Here is a 26,713-nt window from a genome sequence, read left to right on the forward strand (position 1 = left end):
GTTGGTCACCGTCACTGCCACCCTCGGACGACGCCTGGTGCGCACCCTCGTGCTGCCGGCGCTGGTCGTCGCGATCTGCCTGCTGGGTGCGATTGCCCCCACGCCGGTCGAGGCCGTCGTGCCCGTACGGCTGGAACACGTCCCGCTCCAGGCGCCGCCCGGCGGCACCTTCGCCGCTGACGGCATCGTGACGAGCGACCCGCAGGAGACCGCGCCGTTCGCCATGCTGGCGCTGGCGCTCCCCGGTGAGGTGCAGGTCGAGGTCCGCACCGCGCAGGGTGATGGCGACTGGTCGACATGGACCCCGCTCGGGCACATGCACGACGAAGGGCCCGACCCGGCATCGCCGGAGGCGCTGGCGGCCGCCGAAGCAGCCGGCCCGGCCGCCGAGCGCACCCATCCGTTGTGGACCGGTCCTGCCGACCGCCTCCAGGTCCGCGCACTCGACGGCGACCTCGCCGGGGCCGAGGCCATCCTGATCGACCCGCTGGGCCTGGACCGGTCGGTCCCCGAACGCGCGTGGGACGCGATGGTGGCCGCCTGGAACGGCACACCACGGGACACGGCCACCGCGCTGGCGGCACAACCCACCATCCTCAGCCGCGCCGAATGGGGGGCCGACGAGTCCATCGTCGAGGACCCCCCGGCCTACGCCGCCGAGGTCGACCGGATGTTCGTGCACCACACCGTCAGCTCCAACGGCTACAGCCAGGCGCAGGCCGCGGCTGCGGTCCGTGGCGTGCAGAGCTACCACGTGAACGGCAACGGCTGGAACGACATCGGCTACAACTTCCTCATCGATGCCTACGGCACGATCTACGAGGGTCGTGCAGGGGGAATCGACCGGGCCGTCATCGGCGCCCAGGCCGGCGGGTTCAACACCGGATCCTCGGGAGTCGCCCTGCTGGGCACCTACACCGCCGCCACGCCCGGCAGCGCCATGCAGACGGCCCTGGAGCAGCTGATCGCGTGGAAGGCCGACGTCCACCACTTCCACCCCACGGGCACGTCGGTGGCGGTCAGCGCCGGATCCTCCCGGTATCCCGACGGCCAGGCGGTCACGCTCGACAACATCTCGGGACACCGCGACGTCTCGACCACGACCTGTCCGGGTGACGGTCCCTACAACGGCCTGCCCGCCACGCGGACCGCCGTCCGGGAACGCGCCGGGGACCTCATCGTCGACCAGGCGTCCGACATCACCTCCACGAGGGTCGTCCGCGGGGACCCCGACGTCGACCGGGTGACCTTCGCCGCCACCCTCGACCCGCCCGGCGACTGGCAGATCGACCTGCGCGATCCCGCTGGCGACGTCGTGTTCCGCGCCCAGGGGTCCGGGACTGCGGCGACCGGCACCATCGACCTCGCCGGCAGCAGCTGGGCGCTCGGGTCCTACGAGTGGGAGGTCTCCGCCGACGGCCGACGTTCCGCCCTGGGCCACCTCGAGATGGAGCCCCCGGTGATCGAGGGTGCGCTGGCCAGCCCCACCCAGGCCCTGGCCGACCTCGATGGCCGGCTGACCACGCCGGTCGCGGTCTCCGCGGTGCTGTGGCCCGGTGCGACGTGGCAGGTGGACATCATCGGGCCCGACGGGACGACGGTCCACCAGCAGCAGGGATCGGGCGACCGTGTCGACGCGAGCTGGTCCGAGGGGACGGCCGCCCCCGGGACCTACCTGTGGACGGTCACCGCCGAGGACGCCGACCCGGTCCAGGGATCGGTGGAGGTTCGCTACGACATCCTCGACCGCCTGGCCGACACCGACGACCCGATCGCTGCCGCGGCAGCCGTCAGCGCGGCCACGTTCGACGGCGGTGAGGCCACCGTGGCCGTGATCGCCCGGCACGACGTCTTCGCTGACGCGCTGTCCGGTGGACCGCTGGCGGGACGCAACGGGCCCCTGCTGCTGACCCCCTCCGATGGCCTCGACCCACGGGTCGACGCCGAGCTCGACCGTGCGCTGGCACCCGGGGCCACCATCTACGTGCTGGGAGGAACCGCGGCCGTCGCCCCCGCGGTGGCCGACCGGCTGGCCGTGCACGGTCAGGTCGTCCGCCTGGCGGGCCCCTCCCGGGTTGCGACGGCCGCCGCCGTCGCCGAGGTCGTGCTGGACCGCTCGGGTGAGGACCGCGTCATGATCGCCCGGGCCGGCCCCGATGACGCCGCCCCGTGGGCCGACGCGCTGTCGGGTGGGGCGTACGGCGCCGCTGCCGGCATCCCCGTCATGCTCACCGACACCGCCACCCTGTCGCCGGAGACCGCCGACGCCATCGATCGGCTCGACGTTGCCTCCACCATCGTGCTCGGTGGGACGGCCGCGGTCAGCGACGCCGTCGTCGCCGACCTGCCGTCACCCAGCCGCATGGCCGGCGACGACCGCACCGCCACGGCCGTCGCGGTGGCGCAACGGCTGTGGAGCGACGGTGGCACCTTCGACGAGGTCCTCCTCGCCAACGGCTACGACAGCACCGCGTGGGCCTGGGCGCTGGCGGCCGCGCCCACCGCGGCACGCCGTGGGGCACCGCTGCTGCTGACGACCCCGACCCACCTGGCCGCGCCGACGGCGGCGTTGCTGGCCGCCGGGGACGTCAGGGACGGCACGGTGCTGGGTTCCGCTGCCTTGGTCGACCCCGAGGTGTCCTACGCTGCCAGCGACGAGATCCGCCGCGGTCGATGACCAGCAGCCGGTCCGTCCGGCCACCCGCGCACCTCCGCCCTGCTGGGAGAATCGAACGACGATGAGCAGCCAACCCGATTCCAGAGACCTGACCGTGACCGCCGACATGGTCGCCAACGTGATCGCCATCAACACCGCCGTCGGCGACGTCGTCGAGGACGGGCAGACCCTCCTCGTCGTCGAGTCGATGAAGATGGAGATCCCCATCACCGCCCCCGCCGCAGGCACCATCACCTCCATCGGTGTCGCGCTGGGCGACATCGTGCAGGAGGGCGACGCCCTGGTGGCGATCCGCCGGTGACGATATTGACCGACCTCCTCGAACGCATCGACGGACTGGACAAGCCCGGGGCCGCCCACCTCCAGCGCCTGCTTGCGGAGTGGCAGGTCCTGGCGGACCTGTCCTTCGCCGACCTGCTGCTGTTCGTGGAGGACACCGACGAGCGGGGCGACGAGGGCTACCGCTGCGTCGGACAGATGCGGCCCCACACCGCGCAGACCATCTACGTCGACGACCTCGTCGGCGACTTCTTCCTGCGCCATCAGCGGCCCATGGTGGGCCGTGGGTTCGCCGAGGGGCGGGTCATCCGTGACGCCGACCCCGACTGGTCCACCGGTGTGCCCGTGCGCGAGGAGGCCATCCCGGTCGGATACGGCGGCGAGATCATCGCCGTCATCAGCCGTGAGGCCAACGTGGCGACCGCGCGGTCGCCCAGCCAGCTCGAGCTGACCTACCTCCAGGCGGCCGGGCAGCTCGCCCGCATGCTGTGCGAGGGGGAGTTCCCCTACGCCGCCGGTGACCGCCCCGAGGAACACGAGGTCAGCCCCCGGGTCGGGGACGGCATCATGCGGATCGACGAGGTCGGCACGATCACCTTCGCCTCGCCGAACGCCATCAGCGCCTACCGACGGGTCGGGCAGATGGAGGGGCTCCAGGGCGCCAACATCGCCGACGTCGACCCGCGCCCCGACGACACCGACGCGGCGCTCGACGAGGGGTATGCCGTCCTCGGCGAGATCGAGGGCGACGGGGCCGTCGTGCTGCGACGGATCATGCCCCTGATGGAGGGCGAGCAGCTGACCGGCGCATTGATCCTGGTCCGTGACATCACCGAGCTGCGCCGCCACCAGCGGGCGTTGCGCGTCAAGGACGCGACCATCCGCGAGATCCACCACCGGGTGAAGAACAACCTGCAGACGGTCGCGTCGCTGCTGCGGCTGCAGGCACGTCGGGTCGCCAGCGAGGAGGGCAAGGAGGCGCTCACCGAATCAGTGCGGCGCATCTCCTCCATCGCGCTGGTCCACGAGATCCTCTCGCGGGAGGCACGTCAGGCAGCGTCGTTCTCCGAGATCGCCACGCGCATCGTTGACATGCTGGCCGAGGGACTGGTCGGCCCCGACCAGAAGGTGGCGTTCAGCGTCGAGGGCAACCCCGGCGAGTTGACCGCCGACATCGCCACGCCGCTGGCGCTGGTGCTGACCGAGCTCGTGCAGAACTCCGTGGAGCACGCCTTCACCGAGGCGGGCGGCACGGTGACGCTTCGCTTCGAGCGACACCCGTCGACCCTGTCGGTGATCGTGGCCGACGACGGTGTCGGGTTGCCGGAGGGCATCAACCTCGAGTCGATGGCCAACCTGGGGCTGCAGATCGTGCGAACCCTGGTGACCAGCGAGCTCGGTGGGACCATCACGACCCTGTCCCCGGAGCGGGGCACGTCGGTCGAGCTGGTCATCCCCCTTCCCTGATCAGTCCGAGGGCTGGGGGACGTCGACCTCCTGCGCGGGTACGGCGTCGAGCGGGATCTCCAACGACGGGTCCTGGCGGGCGGTGACGAGGTAGACCGCCGCGATCGAGAGCAGGAGCAACACGACGACGGCGGTCGAGAGCCAAGGACGGAGTCCGTCCAGGCGGCCCCGCGGACGGCGTTCCGCGGGGGGCTCGAGGTAGGGGTCCAGCGGGGGACCGTTGGCTAGCTGGCCAGACGACGGCGGCGTTGGCGCTGACGGCGCAGCGCGCGACGCTCGTCCTCGCTCAGGCCGCCCCAGACACCGGCGTCCTGGTTGGACTCCAGCGCCCACTCGAGGCACTCGGCCACGACAGGGCAGGCCTGGCAGATGGCCTTCGCTCGTTCGGTCTGCTCCAGCGCCGGGCCGGTGCTACCGACCGGGAAGAACAGTTCGGGGTCCTCGTCGAGGCAGGCGGATCGACTACGCCAAGACAGCATGTGCGCCTCGCTCCTTCTCGGGATATGGCAAGTTCGTGTCCGCGGGGGCGGGGATATCGGCTCGGGACGTACGGACCTGCATCGGCATCGCCGTTCGACGGTTGCGAACAGCTGGGTTCGGTGGGTAACAACGGTGGTACCCGATGGCGCGAGAACACCTCGGTGAAGAGGGGCGTGAAACCGGGACCCAAGTGAAGCCGGTCACTGGCGAGGGGCTCGCGCTCGCTTGTGAAGGAGAGTACAAGCGCCGTTGGGCCCCGTCCAGACCCGCTTGCAAGAACTCGCACCCCTTTTTGGTGGCCGAACGGACAGGGGCCGAGTGGCCCGAGGTGACTGGTCCGTCAGACGATCAGCTGCAGCGCATCGGGGACGACCTCGACGCGCAGGTGCTGGGTGGTGCCGACCGGGTCCCCGTCGGTGTGCACGGGGAGCGGACGGCTCGCGGTCAGCTCGTAGTACTCCCGATCGTGCCACCCGGTTATCCATGGCAGGTCCCGGACGTCACGGCCGGTCAGCGCCTTGCGCATGGTCTGCAGCAACGCGGGCAGCGAGATGTCGGTCAGGGCGGTCAGGTCCAGGCCACGCTCCAGCGTCGCCTCGGGACACATGCGCGAGGGGAGGGGCCCGAAGAAGGTGTAGGGGTCGGCGTTGCAGACCACCGCGGCGCCGAGCACCCGTTCGCGCTTGAGCGCACCGCGCTGGCGTCCCTTCGGGCGGGCCGGGCCGGCCTCGATGTCGATGGTGGTCTCGGCGGCCCGCTTGCGTGCCTCCCAGCCGTGGTAGAGGAAGGACGTCTGCCCCAGGTAGCGCTTCATCCGTGGGTGCCACTCGACCTCGCGCACGACGTCGGCGTCGTAGCCGAACCCGGCGCACCACGCGAACCAGCGATCGTTGGCGCGGCCGACCGGCACCTGGCGTACCCGGTTCTCCTTGAGCGCCTGGAACAGGATCGAGGTGGCGCCCGTCAGGCTGCGCGGCAACCCGAGGATGCGTCCGTAGACGTTGGTCGACCCACCCGGCAGCACCGCCAGGGCCGTCGGGCTGCCGGCAAGCCCCTGCAGCACCTCGTTGACGGTCCCGTCGCCCCCGAGGGCCACGACGGCATCGAGTCCCCGCGTGGCTGCGTCGCGGGCGATCTCCGTGGCATGGTTGCGGTGGGTGGTCGCGATGACATCGACCTTGGCCACGTCGCTGAGGCGATCAGCCACCCAACGCGAGAGGTGGGGCTTGGTCCGGCGCGCGGCCGGATTGGTGACGACGAGGATCTGCACGTGAATCTCCTATGTCAAGCGGCGAGTGCGACGCAAGTCGCCGGGGCCGGTTGAGGGGTCTGTTGGTCGGTGACCATGGCGCGGTAGACGACGTCGGAGAGGCGTCGTCTCAGCGCCCGGATCGCTTCGGTCTTGGTCTTGCCCTCGGCAAGCTTCTTGTCGACGTAGGCGCGTGCCGGGGGGTGGATGCGCATCTGGGTGATCGCGATGCGGTGCAACGCCACGTTCAGCTGCCGGTTGCCGCCACGGTTGAGCCGGAACCGTTCACGGTTGGATGACCACACCGGGATCGGCGCGGTGCCGTTGACCATCGCGAACGCGGCCTTGGAGTGAAAGCGATCCACTCCAGCGGTCTCGCCGATCAGCTTGGCTGCGGTCAGCGCCCCGCAGCCTGGCAGCGCCAGCAGCGACGGGGCCTGGGCAGCGGTCAGCTCGGCGATCTCCCGCTCCAGGTCGTTGATCCGCACGGTCAGATGGCGGCACCGGTCGATGAGCTCTGTGGCGATGTTGGCCACCGTTCCATCGTGCTCAGCCAGCCTGGCGGTCAGCCCGTCGAGCACCGTGTAGCGGCTGAGGGTCTTGGGGGCGATGTCGTCGATGCGCAGCTCGTGTAGGTGCCAGTGGATCCTGTTGTGGATGCGGGTGCGCTCAGTGACCAGGTCCTCACGATGATCCACCAGCAGGCGGATGGTCCGCTCGGGCCCGTCCAGTCGTGCTGAGGCCAGCTGGGGGTTGCGCAGCGCGGCGATGGCGACCGCTTCGGCATCGATCGGGTCAGACTTGCCGCGCTTGCGGCCGCCGCGGCGGGCCTGGCCCATCAGGCGCGGTGGGACTCGCACGACCGCCTCGCCGGCGCGGATCAGGTCCTGCTCCAGCCGGCGGGTGAGGTGCCGGCAGTCCTCAAGCGCCCAGCAGCGCTCATCGCCGAGCTGTTCAGCCCACGCGACGGCCTTCACGTGGCCGGCCACCGTGGTCTGCACGGTGATGTCATCCAGGACACGGCCTGCATCATCGATGGCGACGATGGTGTGGGTGCGCTTGTGCGCGTCGACTCCGAGCCTGATCATGGGATGTGTCTCCTGTCGTTGATGGGTGACAGGACCGGTCGGTGGACACACCTCAGTTGAGGTCAGGAAACGCCAAGCTCCTATCAAGTCACGCCGGCCGGTCCGACGCCCCCACCCAGCGACACTTCGCGTGGAAGCCATCACCAGAGCGAGGCAGCGAGGCTATGAGCCAACTGGGCGGGGCCTGGGGAGCATGACACTGACGAAGAGGCTACTGGTCGGATCAGCCGAACGTGTTGTCGGACGGGGCCTGGGGGCCGTCGTCGGTGGTCGGCGTCGGGGTGGGGGTGGGGCTCGGCGAGGGGGAGGCCGGGACGGTCGGCTGCAGGCCGGTCGGGGTGGCCGCCGGGGTCGGTGTGGCCGGCGGTGGTGGCGCCACGCCGGGATCGGGTGGGGCCGTCTGCGGGCCGCCGTCGGGGGCCGGCGTCGTGCCAGGAGTCGTGGACGGGCTGGCCGAGGGGTCGGGTGTCGGCAGCGGCGGGTGCTGGTGCAACGGGCACGAGAACGTCGGCAGCTCGGCAGGAAGGGCAGTCAGCGTCTCGGTGACCGGGCAGAAGGGGGTCGCGATGCCGCCGGTCTCGGGGTCGATCTCCACGGTCACCGCGAGCTCGTGGGGGTAGCGCAACGGCTGGATGGGCCGGCCCTCCAACGCCGTGGACATGAATCGCTGCCAGATCCTGGCCGGCCATGTCCCGCCCTGGACCGCAGCGACCCCGTGCACGTCGACCAGCGGACGTGCCCGGTCGGGATACCCGATCCACACGGCGGTGCTGTACTCGCGGGTGAACCCGACGAACCATGCGTCGCGGTTCTCCTGGACCGTCCCGGTCTTGCCGGCCGATGGTCGCTCGCCCAGCGACGCGGCCCGGCCGGTGCCCTCGGTGACGACCTGCTGCATGGTGTCGGTGACGAGCCAGGCGGTCTCGGGGTCCACGACCGTCACAGGCAGCCCGCGGGGCTCCCACACGACGTTGCCGTCGGCGTCGGTGATGTGGGTCACGGCGGTCGGGGCGGCGTGCACGCCCCCGTTGGCCAGCGTCCCGAAGGCGCTGGCCATGTCGAGGGGGCTCACCCCTTCCGACAGGCCGCCGAGCACGATCGAGGGGTTGCTGCCGATCCTGCCGCGGACCCCCATCGAGTGGGCCATGTTCTCCACCGCGCCGGGGCCGAGCTCCAGCGCCAGGCGGGCGAACGCCCCGTTGGAGGAACGCACCAGCGCCTCGCGCAGGGTGATCTCGCCGGTGGTGCCCGAGCGGACCGTCCACGGTTCGGGGTCGCCCACGTCGAAGCTGCCGGGCCCGGACTCGATCACGGAGTCCAGGGTCCAGCCGCGCGACAGCGCGGCGGTCAGGGCGAAGACCTTGAAGGTGCTGCCGGGCTGCCGCCGTCCCTGCGTGGCGAGGTCGAACTGGCTGGTGGCGAAGTCCCTGCCGCCGACCAGCGCGGCGATGTGGCCGGTGGCCGGGTCCACCACGCTGATGGCCACCTCCGGATCCTCCGCGCCCGACCAGAACGCGGTGGAGGCGGCGTCGGCTGCGGCCTGGACCGCGGGGTCGATGGTGGTGTGGATGCGCAGGCCGCCACCGAAGAGCCGACGCCACCGGCGTTCCTCGTCCACGCCGAAGTGCTCGTCGCCGACCAGCTGCCGCTTCACGTACTCCACGAAGAAGGGGTACTGGACGGGGGGTGCTTCGGGTGGCTCGGTCAGGCCCAGGGGGGCGGCGTCGAGCTGGTCTCGGTCCGCAGCCGACAGGTCGCCGTTGCGCGTCAACGCGTCGAGCACGCGAGTCCGTTCGGCCCGGGCACGGTCAGGGGCGGTGAACGGGTTGGCGGCCTCCGGCGAGCGGATGACCGCCACCAGCAGGGCCGACTGCGCGAGGGACAGCTCGGTGGTGGTGGTGTCGAAGTACACCTGCGCGGCGGCCTCGATGCCGTAGGCGCCGGCGCCGAAGTACACGGTGTTGAGGTACTCGGTGAGGATCTCGTCCTTGGTGGCGTCCTGCTCGAGCTCCCAGGCGAGACGGGCCTCGAGCAGCTTGCGTTCGATGGTGTTCTCGGGGTCGGGGAAGTAGCGGTTCTTGACCAGCTGCTGGGTCAGGGTCGAGCCGCCCTGGACCACCTCGCCGGCTTGCCGGTTGGCCACGAAGGCCCGCACCACCGCTCGGGGGTCGACGCCCTCGTGGTCCCAGAAGCGTCGGTCCTCGGCATCGACGAGCGCGGTGACCAGGTGATCGGGCAGGTCCTCGCGCTCGACCGGTTCGCGGTGGCTGAACCGGAAGGTGGCGATCTGGGTGCCGTCCGCGGCGTAGACGAAGGACTGCGCGAAGGCATCGACCTCGGGCAGGTCGACGTCCCGGACCTCGACCGACACCAGCTGGTCGCAGGCCGAGGCGAGCAGGGCGCAGGCAAGCAGCAGCCCCAGCCACGAAACCTTCCAACGCCGGGTCACGGGGCCAGTGTCGCGCAGCCCGGCATCGCCGGCCGGGCAGGTCCTGCAGCGGACCGGTCCGCCTGTCGCCTGCGCGTCAGTCCCCGAAGCCAACCCCCAGGGTGCGGGCTGCCTCGATCCACTTGTGGTCCAGGGGCACGGTCCGCCGGCGGCCGGCAACCTCCTCCAGCGGGAGCCTGACGATGTGGCGCCCAGACGTGGCGATCATCTTGCCGTAGTCGCCCTCGACGATGGCCTGCACGGCGTCGGCACCCATGTAGGTGGCGAGCAGGCGGTCGACGGCCGAGGGGCTGCCACCGCGCTGGACGTGCCCGAGGATCGTGGTGCGCGACGCGATGCCAGTCAATGCCTCCAGTCGCTCGGCCAGCATCGTCGTCGACTGCGTCAGCTCGTGCTCGTAGGCCGCGATGGCCTGCTTCGCCGCCGCCTTCTCGTCGCTGTCCCCGGCATCGCCCTTGGCCGCCAGCAACCGGTCGAGCTCGGCCTTCTCCTCAGTGGAGATCGCGCCCTCGCTGATCGCCACGATGGAGAACCGGCTGCCCGAGGCCTTGCGGGCCATGAGCGTCTCCGCGACCTTCTCCACGCTGTAGGGGATCTCCGGGATGAGGATGACGTCGGCGCCGCCCGCGAGCCCGGCGCCCAGCGCCAGCCAGCCGGTGTTGTGCCCCATGACCTCCACGACCATGGTGCGGTGGTGGCTGTGTGCCGTGGAGTGGAGGCGGTCGACAGCCTCGGTCGCGATGGAGAGGGCGGTGTCGAACCCGAACGTTCGCTCGGTGCCCCACACGTCGTTGTCGATCGTCTTCGGCAGGGTGACGACGTTCATGCCCGCGTCGGCCAGGCGCTTGGCGTTCTTCTGGGTCCCGCCACCGCCGAGGCACACGATGGCCTCCACCCCCATGTTCGCGGCGGTCTCGACCATGGCGGCGGTCATGTCCAGCGTCTGGTCGCCGACCCGCATCTTGTGTGGCTTGTCACGCGACGTGCCGAGGATGGTCCCGCCCTTGATGAGGATGCCGGACAACGCCTCGGAGTCCAGGCGCACGTGCCGTCGGTCCATGAGGCCGCGGAAGCCGTCGAGGTACCCGACGACGGACAGGCCGTGCTTGCGGATCGCCGACTTGCCGATGGCCCGGATGGCGGCGTTCAGCCCCGGGGCATCACCGCCTGCGGTCAGCACGCCGATGCTCTTCACCATGGTTCGTCCTCCTCGCCGAGTGCGACCAGCCTATTCGCCAGCGAGGTCGGGGAGGGGGCAGGCAGGGGTCAGCGGCGTCACGTCACGGCAACCGACGGTTCGGGTCGTGCCACGCGCCGGCGAGCGGTTGCCCCGGTGGCGTGCAGCAGGGCGAGGACGACCAGCGCGACCCCGAGCAGCTGGACCGGCGTGGGCCGCTCGCCGAGCAGGCCCGCCCCCAGCAGCATGGAGCCCACCGGCTGCAGGGTCAGGACGACGGAGGTGAGCGCCGCAGGCAGCCTCGGCAGGGAGGCGGTGATCAGCAGCCATGCGACCACCTGCGAGCCGACGGCCAGGGCCAGCAACCATCCCGCCGAAGGCCACGACGGCACCAGCGCCGCTGCCTGGCCCTGTGCGACGGCGACCACGGCGGTGCCGATCGCCCCGAGCGCCGTGGCATCCCGCAGGGCCCCTGCCGGCCGGACGTTGCCGATGTTGGCCTGGCGCAACGCGAGGAGGAACCCCGCGTAGGCCACCCCGGTCCCGACGCCCAGGAGGGACCCGCGGACGGGGTCGGTCCCGTAGGTCCCGGTGCCGAGCACGCCGGAGATGATCACCACACCGGAAGCCAGGACCGGGATGGCCGCCAGGACCCGGGCGTGGGGCTTCTCCCCGAGCAGCGCCCACGAGGCCAGGGGCACGATGACCACCTGGCCGGCGGCGAGCACCGTCGCAAGGCCGGCGCCGACCAGGTCCATCGCGGTGTGCCACATGACGAGGTCGGCGGTGAAGAACAGGCCGGCCAGCCCACCCATCAACCGAGCCCGCATGGCGACCGGCTCGAGGGGTCGACGACGCCAGGCCACGAGCGCCAGGAGGGGCAGGGCATAGGCGCAGCGGAAGAAGGCCGCAGGCGCAGGCTGCACGTCGGCGAGCACCACCCAGACACCGCTCATCGCGATGCCGAGCGAGCCGACGACGGCGCCGACGAGCGGTGAGCGGGCAGCGGGGCGGGACTGGGGTGACAGCAGCATCGAGGCACAGGCTGCACGACCCCACGTCGAAGCACAGCTTCGATGTTCTTCATCGAAGATGAAGCGATGCTTCATCCAGGGTGGTTGACTTCCTGCGTGATGCTGCACCCGACACGCCTCGTGACCCTCGCCGCCGTCGACGACCACGGCGGGGTGGTGGGCGCCGCCGCGGCGTTGCACCTGACCCCGTCGGCGGTGTCGCAGCAGCTGCGGCAGCTGGAGCGCGAGGCAGGCGTGGGACTGCTGGACCGGTCCGGACGCCAGATCCGCCTGACCGAGGCCGGAGCACGCCTGGCCGCCCGGGGTCGCACGATCGGTCGCGAGGTGGTCCTGGCCGCCGACGACCTCGCGGACTGGTCGGATGCCGATGCGCGGCCGGTGGAGATCGCCACCTTCCAGACCGTGATCTGCCAGATGCTGGCGCCCCTGATGGGTGCGGGGGTCCTGCGGGACGCGGGGCTCGACCTGCGGATCGTCGAGCTCGAGGGCCCTCCTGCCCTCGACGCCCTGCATGCTGGTCGCGTGGACGTGGTGATGACGGAGGAGCTGCTGGGCACCGCGCAACCCCACGGGGACCGATCGGCGCCGGTCACCCGGCTTGTCGTCGATGACCGCTACCGGGTGATCGTGCCCGCCGGGTGGGCGGTCGACGACACCAGCCCCGACCGGTTGCGCGCCGACCTCGTGGCACGGCCGTGGATCGGCCAGGTCCCCGGCAGCGCCGGCGGCGCCATGCTGGCCGACCTCGAGCGTCGCTGGAGCTTCTCCGCCCGGCTGGTCCACATCTGCGACGAGTACGTCAGCGCGGTGGCGCTGGCTGAGGCAGGACTGGGCGCCACGCTCGCCCCGCACCTGGCGGTCCCGGCCCACGTGTCGGGCGCGGAGTCCCGCACGGTCAGGTTCCTCGACGGTGCCCCGGACCTGGGCATGCGCCGCGTACGTGCCCTCTGCCGACCGTCGCGTCGGCCCGTCGCCGCGGTCGATCGGCTGCTGCAGGTCCTCGCCGAACGGGCACGGGTGATGGGGCTTCGAGCACAGCTCCTGGGGCACGGTGAATCGACCGCTCCGCTGGTGGACCACTAGGCTCCGGCGGCCGGCGGCCGGACGCCGCTGGGAAGCTCGGGACGAAGGGCACGCAGGGATGGGCGCAGGACGGCTGATCGACGGGGTGCTCGGGCTGGCCCGCTCGGGTCCGGTTCGCTCGGGCGTGGAGTGGTTGCGTCCGGACCCGGCATCACCGTCGGCGCCGATGGCCACGGTCGCGTGGCTGGACTCCTTCTCGCCGTCCCTGATGCCCCGGACCTCGGTGCTGCAGGGCGTCGTCGGGGGCCTCGCCGTTCTCTCCATGCGCACCATCGCCGACCGCAGCGAGGCTGCGCTGGAACCGCTGCTCGGCCCCCACCTCGCGACCCGCCGGCGGCTGCTCGTGCGTGGCGGACTGGCCGTGCTGGGCCTGGGGTTGTCCAACCTGCCGGAGCGCGGCGACGAACGGCTGTGGTGGTCCAGCCTCCGCGGTGGGGGCGCGATGCTGCGGTCGATCGCCACGGGGGGTGCGATCCACGACATCGGACATGCGGCCTGGGTCCGCCAGCCCGACCGTTCCGGCGTGCGCGCAGCCGTGGCAACCGCCTCGGTGGTCGCTGGTGTCGGCCTGTGGGCGGACCGTCGACTCCACCAGCGGATCGCGGCGATCGAACCGTGGCCGCTGGAACAACGGACCGCCGTGCCCCAGAGCGCGGCGATCAGCGCCGGCGTCGTGCTCGGCGGCCGGCTGCTGGGCGAGGCCGTCCAGGCAACCGGGCGCTCCCTGGCTGCGTGGCTCGGTCCCGGCCGTGCCAAGACGGCGTTGGCCGTCGCGGCCAACGGCATGCTGTGGTCACGTGGCCTCAACACCCTGTACCACGCGGCGGTGGAGCGTGTGGGACAGGGCAACGCGGCCATCGAGGCCGGCTACGACCGTGCGCCCGACCGATCGACCGTGTCCGGCGGACCGGGCAGCCAGTCGCACTTCGCCGAGCTCGGCCGGCAGGGGCGCCGGTTCGTCACCGACGTCCTCGACCGCGAGCTGATCGAGCAGGTCATGGGGGAGCCTGCGCTCGACGATCCGGTTCGGGTCTACGTCGGCCACGACGCCGAACCGCTGTATCCCACCGCCCGTGCGGAGCTGGCGCTGGAGGAGCTCGAGCGCACGGGTGCCTACGACCGACGGTTCCTGCTGCTCACCTCCCCCACGGGGACCGGTTGGGTGGACCAGACGCTGGTGGAGTCCGCCGAGCTGTTCGCCCGTGGGGACATCGCCACCTGCGCGATCCAGTACGGGCGCCATCCCTCCTACCTGGCCCTGCAGAACATCCCGCTCGGCCGCAGCCAGTTCCGGATCCTGCTGCTCGGGGTCCGCGAACGCCTGCGTGCCGTCCCACCCGAGCAGCGTCCCACCGTCCTGGTGTTCGGTGAGAGCCTGGGGGCGTGGACCGCCTCCGACGTGATCATGCACCTGGGCATCAGCGGGTTCGACCACTACGGGATTGACCGGGCGCTGTGGGTGGGGTTGCCGTGGATGGCCCGGTGGTCGCGCAGCGGCATGATCCGCGGCAGCTCCGACCTCGTTCCGCCCGGGACCGTCGGCGTCTTCGACCGATGGGCCCAGCTCGACGCACGGTCCCCGGCCGAACGGGATCGCCTCCGTGCGGTGATCCTGTCCCACGACAACGACCCCATCGCCGTGCTCGGCCCCGACCTGGCCGTCCAGCAGCCCCGCTGGTTGCAGGGCGACCACCGCGGCCGAGGCGTCCCCGAGGGCATGCGCTGGTCACCGGTCGTGACGTTCCTGCAGACCGCCGTGGATGCCGTCAACTCCATGATCCAGGTGCCCGGCGCGTTCACCTCCTACGGCCACGACTACCGCGCCGACATGGCCCGGTTCGTGCACGCGGCCTACCACATGCCCGACGTGGACGAGGCGACGATGCGCAGGGTGGAGGAGACCCTCGTGGACCTCGACCTCGCCCGGGCCGGACGGCTGGGCACGTTGCACGAGTGACGTCGACTAGGAGTCGGTCGCCAAGCGCTTGATGGCGAGGACCGCCAGGTCGTCGGACGTGCGGCCGCCCTGGAGCTCCACGGTCCTGCGCTTGAGATGATCGGCCACGACCGAGGCGGACGTGCCGCCCACTTCGCTGACCATGCTCGCCAGCCCGTCCTCGCCGAGCATGCCGTGTTCGGTACGGGCCTCGGTCAGCCCGTCGGTGTAGAGCACGAGGACCTCCCCGACTGCCAGGTCGACCTCGCTGGCGGTCAGCGACGGTTCCTCCAGCACCCCCAGGAGTGACCCCCGTGCCCCGACCGGGGACACGCTGCCGTCGGCAGCCAGCCGCAGCGGGGCGGGGTGGCCCGCCCGGACCAGCCGGAGCGTTCCCGGACGGGACAGGTCCACCTCGACGTAGACGGCCGTGCAGAACGTCGGCTCCTCGGCCTCGTGGGCCAGGATCGCCTGGTTGACCAGCCCCAGCACCTGGACGGGGTCGTGGGCCTCCACCGCGGCCGCGCGAGCGGTGTAGCGGACGAGGGCGGTCAGCCGGGCTGCCGACACGCCCTTGCCGCGCACGTCACCGATCAGCGCCGCCCAGCGCGTGTCGTCGAGCTGGAAGACGTCGTAGAAGTCGCCGCCGATCTCCGCGCCGTCACCAGCGGGACGGAACGCCACCCCCACGTCGTGACCCGGTATCCGGGGGAGGGTCGCGGGCAACATCGAGTCCTGCAGGGTGGTCGCGACCCTGAACAGCTCGTCGCGGCTGCGGGCCAGCGCATCCTCCACCGCCTTGCGTTCGCTGATGTCACGCAGGTACCCGACGAACTCCGGCGGTTCGACGCCCTCCAGCTGGGTGATCGCGAGCTCGACGGGGAACTCGTGCCCGTCCGCGTGCAAGGCGCGCAGCTCGAGCGGCTGCCCGAGGATCCGGGGCCGCCTGGTCTCCAGGAATCGCCGCAGGCCCTGCCGATGGGATTCGCGCAGGTCCTCGGGGACGATCAGGTCGCCCAGCAGTCGTCCGACGGCGTCCTTGGTCGCGTGGCCGAGGATGCGTTCGGCGGCCGGATTCCAGTCCGTCACGGTGCCATGGTGGTTGATGCCGATGACCGCGTCGAAGGCCGACATGAGGATGGCCGTCTTGCGGGCGTCGGACCGGGCGACGTCCCGTTCGGCGGCGCGGCGGTGGAGGAACTCCCCGACCCGACGACCGACCTCGGCGACGATCGTCAGCAGGCCGGCGTCCACGGCCACCGGCTCGCGGGACATCAGCTCCACGACCCCCTCGACCCGGTCGTCGCGGAGGATCGGGAACGCGAACGTCGTGGTGATACCCAGTCGCTCGGCACGCTTGCGGCGGAAATAGCCCGGGTCGTCGGCGACTGTCTCGATCCACGCGGGCTTGCGGGTCTTGATCACCCTGCCGGGCAGGCCGCGGCCGGGAACCGTCACCAGGCCGGGGTCGGCCATCTGCTTGAAGTCGTCGGTGAACGCGTCGGTGTGGAAGTAGTCGGCCGGGCGGGCGCTGCCGTTCTCGGCCACCAACCAGAAGATGGCCGCGTCCCACCGCAGCGCCTTGGTCAGCGCCCGCAGCAGGACCGACGAGGCGTCGCTGAGCGTGTGGACGTCGTTGACCAGCGCGATCTCGGTTGCCACCTCGGCGGTGACCGCGTGGTACTGCGCGATGGTGGCCGTCCACTCCAGCTGCCGATCGGTCGACAGGTCCCGGAGCACGCCCACCGATACCGTCGTGCCGTCCGGCATGCGGTGATCGGTCAACGTCAGCTCCACCTCGACCTCGTGGCCGTCGTGGTGTCGTGCGGGGAGGATCACGGGCGGTCCGCCGGTGATGCGCGCCGTTCCCTTCGCCATGTGTTCGGCGAAGGCGGCGAGGTGGCGTTCGCGCAGGTGGTCGGGGACGATGACCTTGAGCGGCTGCCCGACGAGGTCCGCAGGCGACCACCCGAGCAAGCCCTTCAGCGCGGCGTTGGCGTGGATCACGACGCCGGCCGGGTCCGCGGTGATCACCACGTCGGTCACGGCGTCGAGGAACCCGAGGTCGTCGATCCCGAGGGCGGACGGCTCGTCCCGCTCCATTCGCTCGTCCTCCCTCCCGCCGGGTCGGCCCGCGCCGACGAACCTGTCAGGCCAACACGATAGCGACGCGCGGGGCCAGTCGGAACACCAACGGTCACCCCGACGGAGCACCCCGCAGGGATCGGCAACCGTCGTTGCCGATGCCTGCGGCCACCCGCAAACGATCGCCACGATGCGGTGCTGCCGCGACGGGTTCGTTGCTCCGATTTTCTCAAGTCGGGTGACTAGTCACCCGAAGGGATGAGCAACCGCCCCTTCGACGACGTTTCCAGCCGGGGGGTCGGGCCCGCCGAAGACCCGCTGTATGGAGTACGTCTGCTATGCCCTCTCGCCTGACGAACCGTTCGTGTCCCGCGCACAGCTGGGGGGTGGTCACCAGCCGATGGCTGGGCACTGCCTCGGGGGTGCTCGCCCTCGCCGCTTCGATGCTGCTGGCGCTGCCGACCATGCCTGCCCGAGCCCAGGTCGCCCCGACGGGGCCGACCTTCTCCTGTGCGGACCCGGCCGGGTACCTCTTCCAGGACTCTCCGACCGATGCCATCGAGGTGAACCTCGTCACGGGTGCCACCGCCGAGCGCGGAAGCGACCTGATTGTCGGGGGGAGCAACGCGTGGGGGTACAACCGCACCGACGACTACTTCTGGGGGCGCCATCAGGGCGACGGCCTGGTCCGCGTCGACGCCGACTGGACGGTGTACGACTACGACAAGGCGACCATCACCCGAGTCGACGCAGCGGGGGCGCCGGTCGCTGGAAGCCTGGCCGACCTCCCCGCGACGATCGCCGGTGACGTGGACGCCAACGGCGTGCTGCACCTGGTGACGAACACCACACCCGCGCGCATCTACCGGGTCGATGTGAACCCTGCGTCGCCGACCTATCTGAAGCTCCTGCCGGACGTGGTGCTGTCGGAGGCGTCTGGTCTGGCCGATGCCGTGTTCAACTCCGTCGACGGATTGCTCTACGGGGTGCGTTCAGACCTGACCGTCATCCGGATCAACCCGAACACCGGAACCATCACCCCGCTGGGACAGGCCACAGGTGGCATGCCCGCCGGTGGGTACGGCGGCGGGTTCATGGACGTCGCTGGCAACCTCTACCTGAGCCACAACGGCAGCGGAGAGATCTGGACCATCGAATCGCCCCACACCGGCAACACGGCCGCCGAGCACCTGGCGACCGGCGATCCCAGCTCCATCAACGACGGCGGGCGTTGCGCGACCGCCCCTGCGCTGCTGGCGCCCGGTCTGACCGTGACCAAGACCGGAACCGCCACGTCGGAGCCCCTGGTGGCCGGTGAGGACATCGACTACACGATCCGCGCCCGCAACACCGGCAATGCCGTGGTGGACGCCGTCGACGTGACCGACCCGCTGATCCCCGGCGCGGCCCTGACCTGCGTCGACGAGGCTGGCGGTGCGGTCGCGCTGCCGGTGGACCTCGATCCCGGCGCCTTCGTCGACTGCACGGGCACCTACACGGTCACGCCCGACGATGCGGCTGACAACGAGGTCGTCAACACCGCCACCGCCACCGGGACGGTGGCCGGTGATCCGATCCAGGCGACGGGCACCACGACGGTCCCGGCCCCGACGCCGACCCCGGCACTGGCGCTCACCAAGACCACGGACTTCGCCGAGACCGAGATCGCCGAGGGCGACGTGGTCGACTACACGATCACCGCCACCAACACCGGCAACGTCGCGCTGACCGGCGTCGGCGTCACCGACCCCGTGGTCGACCTGACCTGCCTGCCGGCCGTGCCCACGGCCCTGGAACCGAACCAGGCCGTCGTGTGCACCGGCGCCTACACGATCACTGCCGGCGACCTGCCCGGTCCGTTCACCAATACCGCCACGGTCAGCGCGCCCGATCCCACCGGCGGCCCGTCGATCACCGCCACCGACAGCGTGGACGTGCCTGCCGCGAAGGACCCCGAGCTGACCGTCGCCAAGACCAGCGACAACGACGGCACCCCGCCTGCCGAAGGCGATGTGATCACCTACACGATCGTGGTGGACAATACCGGCAACGTGCCGGCATCGGGCGTCACGGTGTCGGACCCACTGGTTCCCGACGACCTGGTCTGCGTGCCCGCCGTCCCGGTCGACCTCCAGCCGGGTGACCAGGTCGTCTGCACCGCCCCGTACACCATCACCGCCGGCGACGTCGGTGTCACGGTCACCAACACCGCGACCGCGACCGGACAGGACCCCGACGGCAACCCGATCACGGGGTCGGGCTCCACCGACGTGCCCGGCCCGGTCCCGGACCCCAGCCTGGTGGTCACCAAGACCGCGTCCACGGCGTCGGTGCCCGCCACTGTCGGCGACATCGTGAACTACGAGGTCGTCGTCGAGAACGACGGCAACGTCACCGTGACCGACGTCGTCGTCGCTGACCCGCTCGTCGCAGGGCTCGACTGCATGCCCGCCGTGCCGAGGGCCCTGGCCCCCGGCGCCCGGGTGACGTGCACCGCCAGCCACACCGTCACCCAGGCCGACATCGACACCGGGGCCTACCTGGCCCCGCCAGCCCTCGGCAACACCGCCACGGCCACCGGGGTCGACCCGACCGGCACCCCCGTCGACGCCGACGACTCCGTCGACATCGTCGTGCCCTCCGCTGACCCCGACCTGACCGTCACGAAGGTGTCGGACTTCACCGGTGACACGCTGACTGCCGGTGAGACGATCGGGTACACGATCACGACGGAGAACACCGGCAACGTGACCGTGTCGGGTGTGGACGTCACCGACAGCCGCATCGACGACCTGGTCTGCGCCCCGGCGACCCCCGTTGACCTGGGCCCGGGCCAGCAGGTCGTCTGCACCGGCACCTACACGGTGACTGCTGGCGACGAGGCTGCCGGGTCGGTGACCAACAACGCGTTCGCCAACGGCGCTGACCCGGCCGACGACCCCGTGGCCGCGACGGGGTCCTCCACCGTGCCTGCGCCGCCCGACCCGGAGCTGACCATCACCGCGACGCCGGACGACGACCTCGTCGTGGGCGAGGACACCACCTTCACGATCGTGGTGGAGAACACCGGAAACGTGCCGATCGACGACGTCCAGGTGACCGACCCGAATCCCGATCTGACCATCACCTGCACGCCGCCCATGGGCTCGACGCTGGAACCCGGTGCGCAGATGGTCTGCACCGGCACGATCACCGTGACCCCTGCCCATGCGGCCGACGGATCGTTGCTGATCACCCCGAGCACCGATGGTGACGACCCGTCGGGTGGTCCCGTCACCGACACCGACAGCGCCGTCGCCCCGGTGACGCCGGATCCTGCGCTGACGATCACCAAGACCGCCGCCCCTGCGGGGACGGTCCACGCCGGCGAGGCGATCGACTACACCATCGAGGTGGTCAACACCGGCAACGTCACCATCACCGACGTCGAGGTGACCGACCCGCTGATCCCGCTCACCTGCGCGCCCACGACCCCTCGCGCCCTCGTGCCGGGCGGTGCGCTGACCTGCACCGGCACCTACACGGTGACCCCCGACGACGGCACCGCCGGTCACGTCGACAACACCGCCACCGCCCACGGCACCGACCCGTCGGGTGCCCCGACGACCGACACCGACAGCGTCACCGTCACGACCCTCCCGGCCCCGCCCCCACCCCCAGCCGGCGGCGGCGGAACCCCTCCGGCCGGACCCCCGGAGCTGACCGTCACCACGACCATCCCCGACTCCGGGCCCTTCGAGCCCGGTGATCCCGTCGACTACGTCGTCACCATCACCAACACCGGGGGCAGCCCCATCGCCGATGTCGACGTCCCGGACGCCGACCTCGACTGCGACCCGCCGCTTCCGGCGACCCTCCAACCGGGCGAGTCCATCGAATGCACCGGTACCCACGTCGTCACCAACGACGAGGGCGAGTCGGGCGAGGTGCGGATCCCCGTCACCGCGGTCGGGAACGGTCCCGACGGCACACCCGTCTCGGGCAGCGGTGAGGACACCGCCCCCGTCGGGGACGACGGGTCGGTGCCCGACCCGGACCCGGTCCCGGATGTCGACCGTATCGCCGGCCCGACCCGGATCGACACGGCGATCGAGGTGTCGAACGCCGACTTCGAGGACGGGACCGCACGGGTGGTCATCCTGGCGCGCGACGACGTCTTTGCCGATGCGCTGTCCGGCACACCGCTCGCGGTCGCAGAAGCAGGGCCCATCCTGCTGACCAGGACCGACGAGCTCCTGCCCTCGGTCACCGACGAGATCCGCCGGGTCCTCGGCGAGCAGGGCAGGATCTACCTGCTCGGTGGCGTGGTCGCGCTGGACGACGAGGTCGAGGCACAGGCAGGCGACCTCGGGTACCCCATGCAGCGGCTCCAGGGCCCCAGCCGGATCGAGACGGCCATCGCGATCGCCGAGCACCTCGGTGATCCCGACGAGATGCTGATCGCCGGTGGCGAACAGTTCGCCGATGCCCTGACCGCGGCGGCCGTGGCCGGCGCGCGCGGGGGCGCGATCCTGCTGACCTCACCGGGGCAGCCGCACCCGTCGGTCGACGCGTACCTGTCGGACAAGGACCCGGTGCTTTGGGCGGTCGGTGGCCCGGCGGTCGGTGCCTATCCGGCGGTGACCCCGGTCGCGGGACCGTCCCGGGACGCGACCGCAGTGGCCGTCGCCGAGACGTTCTACGACGATCCGGGTGCGCTCGGGTTCGCCCGGCTGGACGACTTCCCCGATGCGCTCACCGGCGGCGCGCACATCGCACGCCAGCCGGGTCCCTTGCTGCTGACTCAGACCGACTTCCTTCCCGACGTGGTGACGGACTACGTCTGCCGTTCCACGACGGTCACGCAGGGGTACGTGTACGGCGGTACCGCAGCGGTGTCCGACGAGGCGTTCGACGAGCTGACGTCGTTGTTCACCGAGGGCTGCGGCTGACCGACGCCCGCGCGGGTGTCGGGGTCCATGCGACCCCGACACCCGTCGCCGATGACGTGCTGACGGTCGCCGCGCCCGTTGGTGGTTAAGGTGGCGGCGATGCGGGACGACACGCTGGCCGATGGGCTGCAGCAGCTGCGCGACGAGCTCGCGGCGGTCACGCTGTCGTTGCCGTTGGCGGCGACCGAGGACGGGATCGCCACCCGCGACGAGGCCGTGGCACAGATCGAGGACTACCTGCTGCCACGCCTGGCGCACCTCGACGCGCCGCTGCTGGCCGTGCTCGGCGGATCGACCGGATCGGGCAAGTCCACGCTGACCAACTCCCTGGTGGGGGAGGAGGTCTCGACCGCGGGTGTGCTCCGGCCGACGACCCGGGCTCCGGTCCTGGTCCACCATCCCGACGACACGGCGTGGTTCTCCGGCGACGGGGTCCTGCCGGACCTGCCCCGCACGACCGGCGAACGAGGGGTCGGCCACGCCCTGCACCTGGTCGCCAGCGGGGCCACGAGCCCGGGGCTCGGGCTGCTGGACTCCCCCGACATCGACTCCATCGAGGTCGCCAACCACGAGCTGGCCGCCCAGCTGCTCGGCGCGGCGGACCTGTGGCTGTTCGTGACCACCGCAGCGCGCTACGCCGACGCGGTGCCGTGGCAGTACCTCGCCCGGGCCAGCGAGCGCACCGCCGCCGTCGCGGTCGTGGTCAACCGGATCCCACCGACCCCCGACGGCAGCGCCGTGCGGGACATCGCTGCCGACGTCCGCCGGATGCTGGATGCCAACGGCCTGGCGGAGGCCCGCCTGTTCACCGTCACCGAGACGCCCCTCGTCGACGGGCGGCTCGGTGGGGCCGAGGACGAGATCCGGGCCTGGATCGAGGCGTTGGTCGACGACGCCGACGCCCGGGCAGCGACCATCCGACGGACGGTCATGGGGGCCGTGGACTCCCTGCAGCCCCGCGTCGGACGGGTGATGCATGCGATGCGCGAACACCAGCGGGCCGTCGAGTCGCTCGTCGCGGCCTCGACGTCCCAGCAGGCCACCACGGTGGACATCGTGAGGGACCAGCTCGCCAGCGGGGTGCTGCTGCGCGGCGAGGTCCTCGACCGGTTCCGTGAGCAGGTCGGGACCGCGGAGTGGATGGACCGGCTGCAACGCGGGGTCGGCAGGCTGCGCGACCGCATCGGCCAGATGATCACCGGCCGAGCCCCCGAGGTCGAGGCGGCGAAGGGACAGCTGCGCTCGAACCTGGTTGGCTTGGTCGACGACGCCGTCGCATCCGGCCTGGAACGCACGGTGGCGAGCTGGCAGGTGCTGCCCGGTGGCCCGGAGCTGCTGGCCCAGGCCCCCGACCCCGCCGCGCTGGCCGCGCCGGACCTGCGCGCTGTGGAGGACACCGTTGCGGCGTGGCAGGACCACGTGGTTGCCATGGTCCGGGAACGTGCCGGGTCCAAGATCGCCGTGGCCCGGGGCATGTCGCTGGGGGTCAACGGGGTCGGGGTCGCGCTGATGATGGCCATCTTCGCCTCCACGGGGGGACTGACGGGTGGCGAGGTCGCCGTCGCCGGTGGGACCGCGGCGTTCGGCCAGGCGGTGCTGTCGGCGGTGTTCGGCGAGCAGGCCATCCGCGACCTGGCCACCGCGGCGCGCACCGACCTGCTCGACCGAGTCCAACGCCTTGCCGAGGACCGACACGAGCAGCTTCGCGCCCTGCTGGAGGGGCTGCCGGACGCCGAGGCGATCCGGGCGATGGAGGATGCGGTGGACGGGGTGTCACGATGACGGACCTGCAGCGGCGGCTGGACCTGCTGGCCGATGCCGCCACGCTGCTGGCCAGGCACGGCATGGTCGTCGACGACGTCGACGCCTTCGTCGAACGGGCCCGCGGCAGGCTGCGGCACGGCACCGACCACACCGTGGCGGCCCTGGTCGGGTCGACCGGGTCGGGCAAGTCCTCGATCCTCAACGCGATGGCCGGGGCACCCGTCGCCCGGGCGGGGGTGACCAGGCCGACGACGGCCATCACGCAGGCGGTCACGTTCGGCGACACCGCCGACGGCCTGCTCGACCTGCTCGGCATCACCCAACGGCATCACCTCGGGGCCACCGACCCGGCGCTGTCCGGGCTGGTGCTCCTGGACCTGCCCGACTTCGACTCCGTCACCATCGCGCATCGGCTGGAGGTCGACCGCCTCGTCGAGCTGGTCGACCTGATGGTGTGGGTGACCGACCCACAGAAGTACGGTGACGAGTCCCTCCACGTCGGGTACCTGCAACCGCTGTCCACCCACGGCGACGTCATGCAGATCGTCCTGAACAAGGTCGACACCCTGGACCCGGCGGCCCGCCAGCAGTGCCTGGCCGACCTCCGGCGGCTCCTGGTCGCTGATGGGCTGCCCGACCTCGAACCCATCGCCGGGTCCACGATCACGGGAGCCGACGGCAACGACGGGCTGGACGAGCTCCGCGGGGTCCTTGCCGCCGAGGTCAACGCCAAGCAAGCCGCCGTCGAACGGATCTCCGCCGACATCGACGACCTGGCCGCGCGGATGCGAGCCGCTGCCGGCGAACGCGGAACGGTCGACCTCGACCGCCTGCGCGGTCCGCTGGTGGACGGGCTGGCCGCTGCGGCCGGGGTCGACGCGGTGGCTGCGCTCGTCGCCGCACAGCACCGCCGCGACGCCACCCTGGCGACCGGTTGGCCGCCGCTGCGCTGGGTCCGTCGGTTCCGTCGGGCTCCCCTCGGGCGCCTGCGCACCACCGTCGACAACACCCTGGCGGTCGCCGAGGTCAGCCGAACCCTGCGCAGCACCGCCACCGCGGCCGCCGACAGCACCGCCGCCGGATGGGGGCAGGCTGCGTCGTCGACCGTGCGGGGCAGCCAGGATGCGGTCGTCGAGGCGCTCGACACCGGCATCAGCCGACAGGTCCAGGTGCTACGGCAGCCACCCCGGTGGTGGCGGCCGGTCCGGGCGCTGCATCGGGTGCTGCTGGCCGTCGCAGCCGTCGGCGGGCTGTGGCTGCTCGGCCTGGCCCTGGCCGAGACGTTCCTGCTGATCGACACCGACGCCTTCGTCCTGCGCTGGCGAGGTGTCGCGCTGCCCCCGGCCCTGCTCGTGGGCGGCCTTGCGGTCGGGTTCGTCGTGGCGGTCGTGGCGGGGCTCGCGGCCCGGGTCGGCGGGCGACGCCAGGCCAGCCGCGCCACCGCCCAGCTCCGCGACCAGGTTGCTGGCGTCGCCGACACTCACGTGCTGGCCCCGCTCGATGGCCTCCGCGACGACGCAGGACGGGTGGGCGAGCTCCTGGACGGGGCGGCCACGCGCTGACGCCACCCGGTTGTGGTCCCGGGGAAAATGGATGCGGCCCGGCCTCACAGGGGAGAGAGACCGGGCCGCGATGCCGACGAGAGCCTAGAGGGGGTGGGCGGCTCACGTCAGCAGATCGTTCAGCGCTGGAGGAGTGCCTCCAGCGATTCGGGGCGGGCGATGAACCAGCCCTGCGCGTAGCGACAGCGGAGCCAGCGAAGGCCCTCGAGCTGTTCGGGGCGTTCGACGCCCTCGGCAACGACGGGCAACCCGCGGCTGCGGCCGATGTGGACGGCCATGGCCGCTGCTGTGCCGTCGGGCTCGTCGAGGCCCAGCTGTGCGGTCAGGTGCCGGTCGACCTTGAGCATGTCGGCGTCCAGCCGGGCCATCTGTTCGAGGGTGGAGTATCCCGTGCCGAAGTCGTCGACGGCCAGGCGGACGCCGCGTCGGCGCAGGCCGTTGCGAACGGCCGAGTCCGGGGTCGGTGAGGCGATGCCCGTCTCGAGCACCTCCAGCACCAGCATGTCGGGATCGCCTCCGGTGGCGGCTGCCGCGTCGTCGATCATCCACAGCAGCTCTTCCTTGGCGAGCTGCTCGGGTGGAAGGTTGACGCTGATGTGGCGGGTGGCGGCGGCCCGTGCACTCCACTCGGTCGCGGCGGCCATCGCATGGCCGATCATGCGTCGGGTGAGCTCCAGCTGGAGCGTCTCGTCGAGCAGCGGCAGGACCACCACGGGTGTCAGCCGCCCGAGCGCCGGGTGGTCGATGCGCATGAGTGCCTCGGCCGCGACGATCTCGTTGTCGCGCAGGTCGAGGACGGGTTGGTAGATCGCCGACAGGTTCTCCCGCAGCAGGCGCGGCAGGTCGTCGCTGACCAGGTGGCGCAGGTGCAGCTGGGCCTCGACGGTGCGGTCGTGGATGCGGACGGGATGCCCGGCGCTGGCCAGGGCCAGCGCACGACGGGCCCGGGAGATGCGTTCCATCGCCGACCCACATCGCGGGTCCGGCCTGCTGATGCCCACACGTAGCTCGACGGGGACGACCTGTCCTCGGACCTCCAGCGGGCGACGGAGCTGGGCGAGCACGAACGCCTCGAGGTCGGAGGCCGACACCGGGACGGCGACGCGGACGGCCACGACCGTCTCGTGCTCGCCGACCCTCGTCGACACCGCGGTCGAGCCCTCGCCGATCAGGCGGGACTTCAGCATGCGGACGGCGTCGTCGAACATCGCACCGGTGAGTGACCGCGACACGGTGACGTTCTCCACGCGAAGCACGGCGACGACCACCGGGGTGTCGTCGGCCTCGATGATGCGGTACATCTCGGTGCCGTCGACGGGGCGCACGAGGTCCGTGGGGAGGAACCCGGTGCCGCTGGGGAGGTGGTCTGTCGTCATGTGAACCAGATTCGACAGAACCGGGGTGACGGCGAACCATCACCCCGGGAGACACTTCACGGCGGCGATGTTCCGG

The 26,713-nt window shown here is 71.6% G+C and carries 17 protein-coding genes; 8 read left to right on the plus strand and 9 right to left on the minus strand.

The window, feature by feature from the left end:
- Position 1 precedes the first annotated feature (1 nt).
- The 3 genes from DVS28_RS05005 (at position 2) to DVS28_RS05015 (ending at position 4,423) form a co-directional block, all read left to right on the plus strand.
- Complete coding sequence (locus DVS28_RS05005) at positions 2–2,677, plus strand: cell wall-binding repeat-containing protein (RefSeq protein WP_114590485.1); 2,676 nt, start codon at positions 2–4, stop codon at positions 2,675–2,677.
- Positions 2,678–2,738: 61 nt separating this feature from the next.
- Positions 2,739–2,978, plus strand: coding sequence for a biotin/lipoyl-binding carrier protein (locus DVS28_RS05010; RefSeq protein WP_216826401.1), 240 nt, complete (start codon positions 2,739–2,741; stop codon positions 2,976–2,978).
- The gene (locus tag DVS28_RS05015; RefSeq protein WP_114590486.1) at positions 2,975–4,423 is read left to right on the plus strand and encodes a sensor histidine kinase; all 1,449 of its coding nucleotides are present in this window, start codon (positions 2,975–2,977) and stop codon (positions 4,421–4,423) included. Before DVS28_RS05010 ends, DVS28_RS05015 begins: the two co-directional genes overlap by 4 nt.
- Here the strand turns inward: DVS28_RS05015 and DVS28_RS29880 are convergent, their stop codons facing one another.
- The 7 genes from DVS28_RS29880 to DVS28_RS28155 form a co-directional block, all read right to left on the minus strand.
- Complete coding sequence (locus DVS28_RS29880) at positions 4,424–4,546, minus strand: hypothetical protein (RefSeq protein ID WP_281273520.1); 123 nt, start codon at positions 4,544–4,546, stop codon at positions 4,424–4,426.
- Between the two features lie 101 nt (positions 4,547–4,647).
- Complete coding sequence (locus DVS28_RS05020) at positions 4,648–4,899, minus strand: WhiB family transcriptional regulator (RefSeq protein ID WP_108664332.1); 252 nt, start codon at positions 4,897–4,899, stop codon at positions 4,648–4,650.
- Positions 4,900–5,243: 344 nt separating this feature from the next.
- A complete protein-coding gene (locus DVS28_RS05025) occupies positions 5,244–6,173 on the minus strand; it encodes a diacylglycerol/lipid kinase family protein (protein ID WP_164709942.1) in 930 nt (309 codons plus the stop codon).
- Between the two features lie 14 nt (positions 6,174–6,187).
- A complete protein-coding gene (locus tag DVS28_RS05030) occupies positions 6,188–7,240 on the minus strand; it encodes an IS110 family RNA-guided transposase (RefSeq protein WP_114590488.1) in 1,053 nt (350 codons plus the stop codon).
- Between the two features lie 223 nt (positions 7,241–7,463).
- Complete coding sequence (locus DVS28_RS05035; protein WP_164709943.1) at positions 7,464–9,689, minus strand: transglycosylase domain-containing protein; 2,226 nt, start codon at positions 9,687–9,689, stop codon at positions 7,464–7,466.
- 76 nt (positions 9,690–9,765) lie between these two features.
- Positions 9,766–10,887 (minus strand): 6-phosphofructokinase, encoded by a 1,122-nt coding sequence (locus tag DVS28_RS05040; protein WP_114590490.1) that lies wholly within the window; start codon positions 10,885–10,887, stop codon positions 9,766–9,768.
- A gap of 77 nt (positions 10,888–10,964) precedes the next feature.
- On the minus strand, positions 10,965–11,900 hold the full coding sequence (locus DVS28_RS28155) for a DMT family transporter (protein ID WP_164709944.1): 936 nt from the start codon (positions 11,898–11,900) through the stop codon (positions 10,965–10,967).
- Between the two features lie 99 nt (positions 11,901–11,999).
- Here DVS28_RS28155 and DVS28_RS28160 point away from each other — a divergent pair, with 99 nt between their 5' ends.
- A complete protein-coding gene (locus tag DVS28_RS28160) occupies positions 12,000–12,983 on the plus strand; it encodes a LysR family transcriptional regulator (RefSeq protein ID WP_164709945.1) in 984 nt (327 codons plus the stop codon).
- Between the two features lie 58 nt (positions 12,984–13,041).
- On the plus strand, positions 13,042–14,940 hold the full coding sequence (locus DVS28_RS05050; RefSeq protein WP_114590492.1) for an alpha/beta-hydrolase family protein: 1,899 nt from the start codon (positions 13,042–13,044) through the stop codon (positions 14,938–14,940).
- Positions 14,941–14,946: 6 nt separating this feature from the next.
- On the opposite strand, the gene DVS28_RS05055 is transcribed toward DVS28_RS05050, so the two are convergent.
- Complete coding sequence (locus DVS28_RS05055) at positions 14,947–17,022, minus strand: SpoIIE family protein phosphatase (protein ID WP_114590493.1); 2,076 nt, start codon at positions 17,020–17,022, stop codon at positions 14,947–14,949.
- Positions 17,023–17,390: 368 nt separating this feature from the next.
- Here DVS28_RS05055 and DVS28_RS05060 point away from each other — a divergent pair, with 368 nt between their 5' ends.
- The 3 genes from DVS28_RS05060 to DVS28_RS05070 all read left to right on the plus strand — a co-directional run bounded on the left by DVS28_RS05060 (position 17,391) and on the right by DVS28_RS05070 (position 25,261).
- Positions 17,391–21,935 carry a DUF7507 domain-containing protein gene (locus DVS28_RS05060; protein ID WP_164709946.1) on the plus strand — a complete coding sequence of 1,515 codons (4,545 nt, stop codon included), beginning with the start codon at positions 17,391–17,393 and terminating at the stop codon, positions 21,933–21,935.
- Positions 21,936–22,034: 99 nt separating this feature from the next.
- A complete protein-coding gene (locus DVS28_RS05065; protein ID WP_114590495.1) occupies positions 22,035–23,717 on the plus strand; it encodes a GTPase family protein in 1,683 nt (560 codons plus the stop codon).
- Positions 23,714–25,261, plus strand: coding sequence for a GTPase (locus DVS28_RS05070; RefSeq protein WP_114590496.1), 1,548 nt, complete (start codon positions 23,714–23,716; stop codon positions 25,259–25,261). Before DVS28_RS05065 ends, DVS28_RS05070 begins: the two co-directional genes overlap by 4 nt.
- A 119-nt stretch (positions 25,262–25,380) precedes the next feature.
- Here the strand turns inward: DVS28_RS05070 and DVS28_RS05075 are convergent, their stop codons facing one another.
- Positions 25,381–26,637: an EAL domain-containing protein gene (locus tag DVS28_RS05075; RefSeq protein WP_114590497.1), complete on the minus strand. Its 1,257-nt coding sequence runs from the start codon at positions 26,635–26,637 to the stop codon at positions 25,381–25,383.
- Between the last annotated feature and the right edge of the window lie 76 nt (positions 26,638–26,713).

The organism is Euzebya pacifica (assembly GCF_003344865.1).
GTDB lineage: Bacteria > Actinomycetota > Nitriliruptoria > Euzebyales > Euzebyaceae > Euzebya > Euzebya pacifica.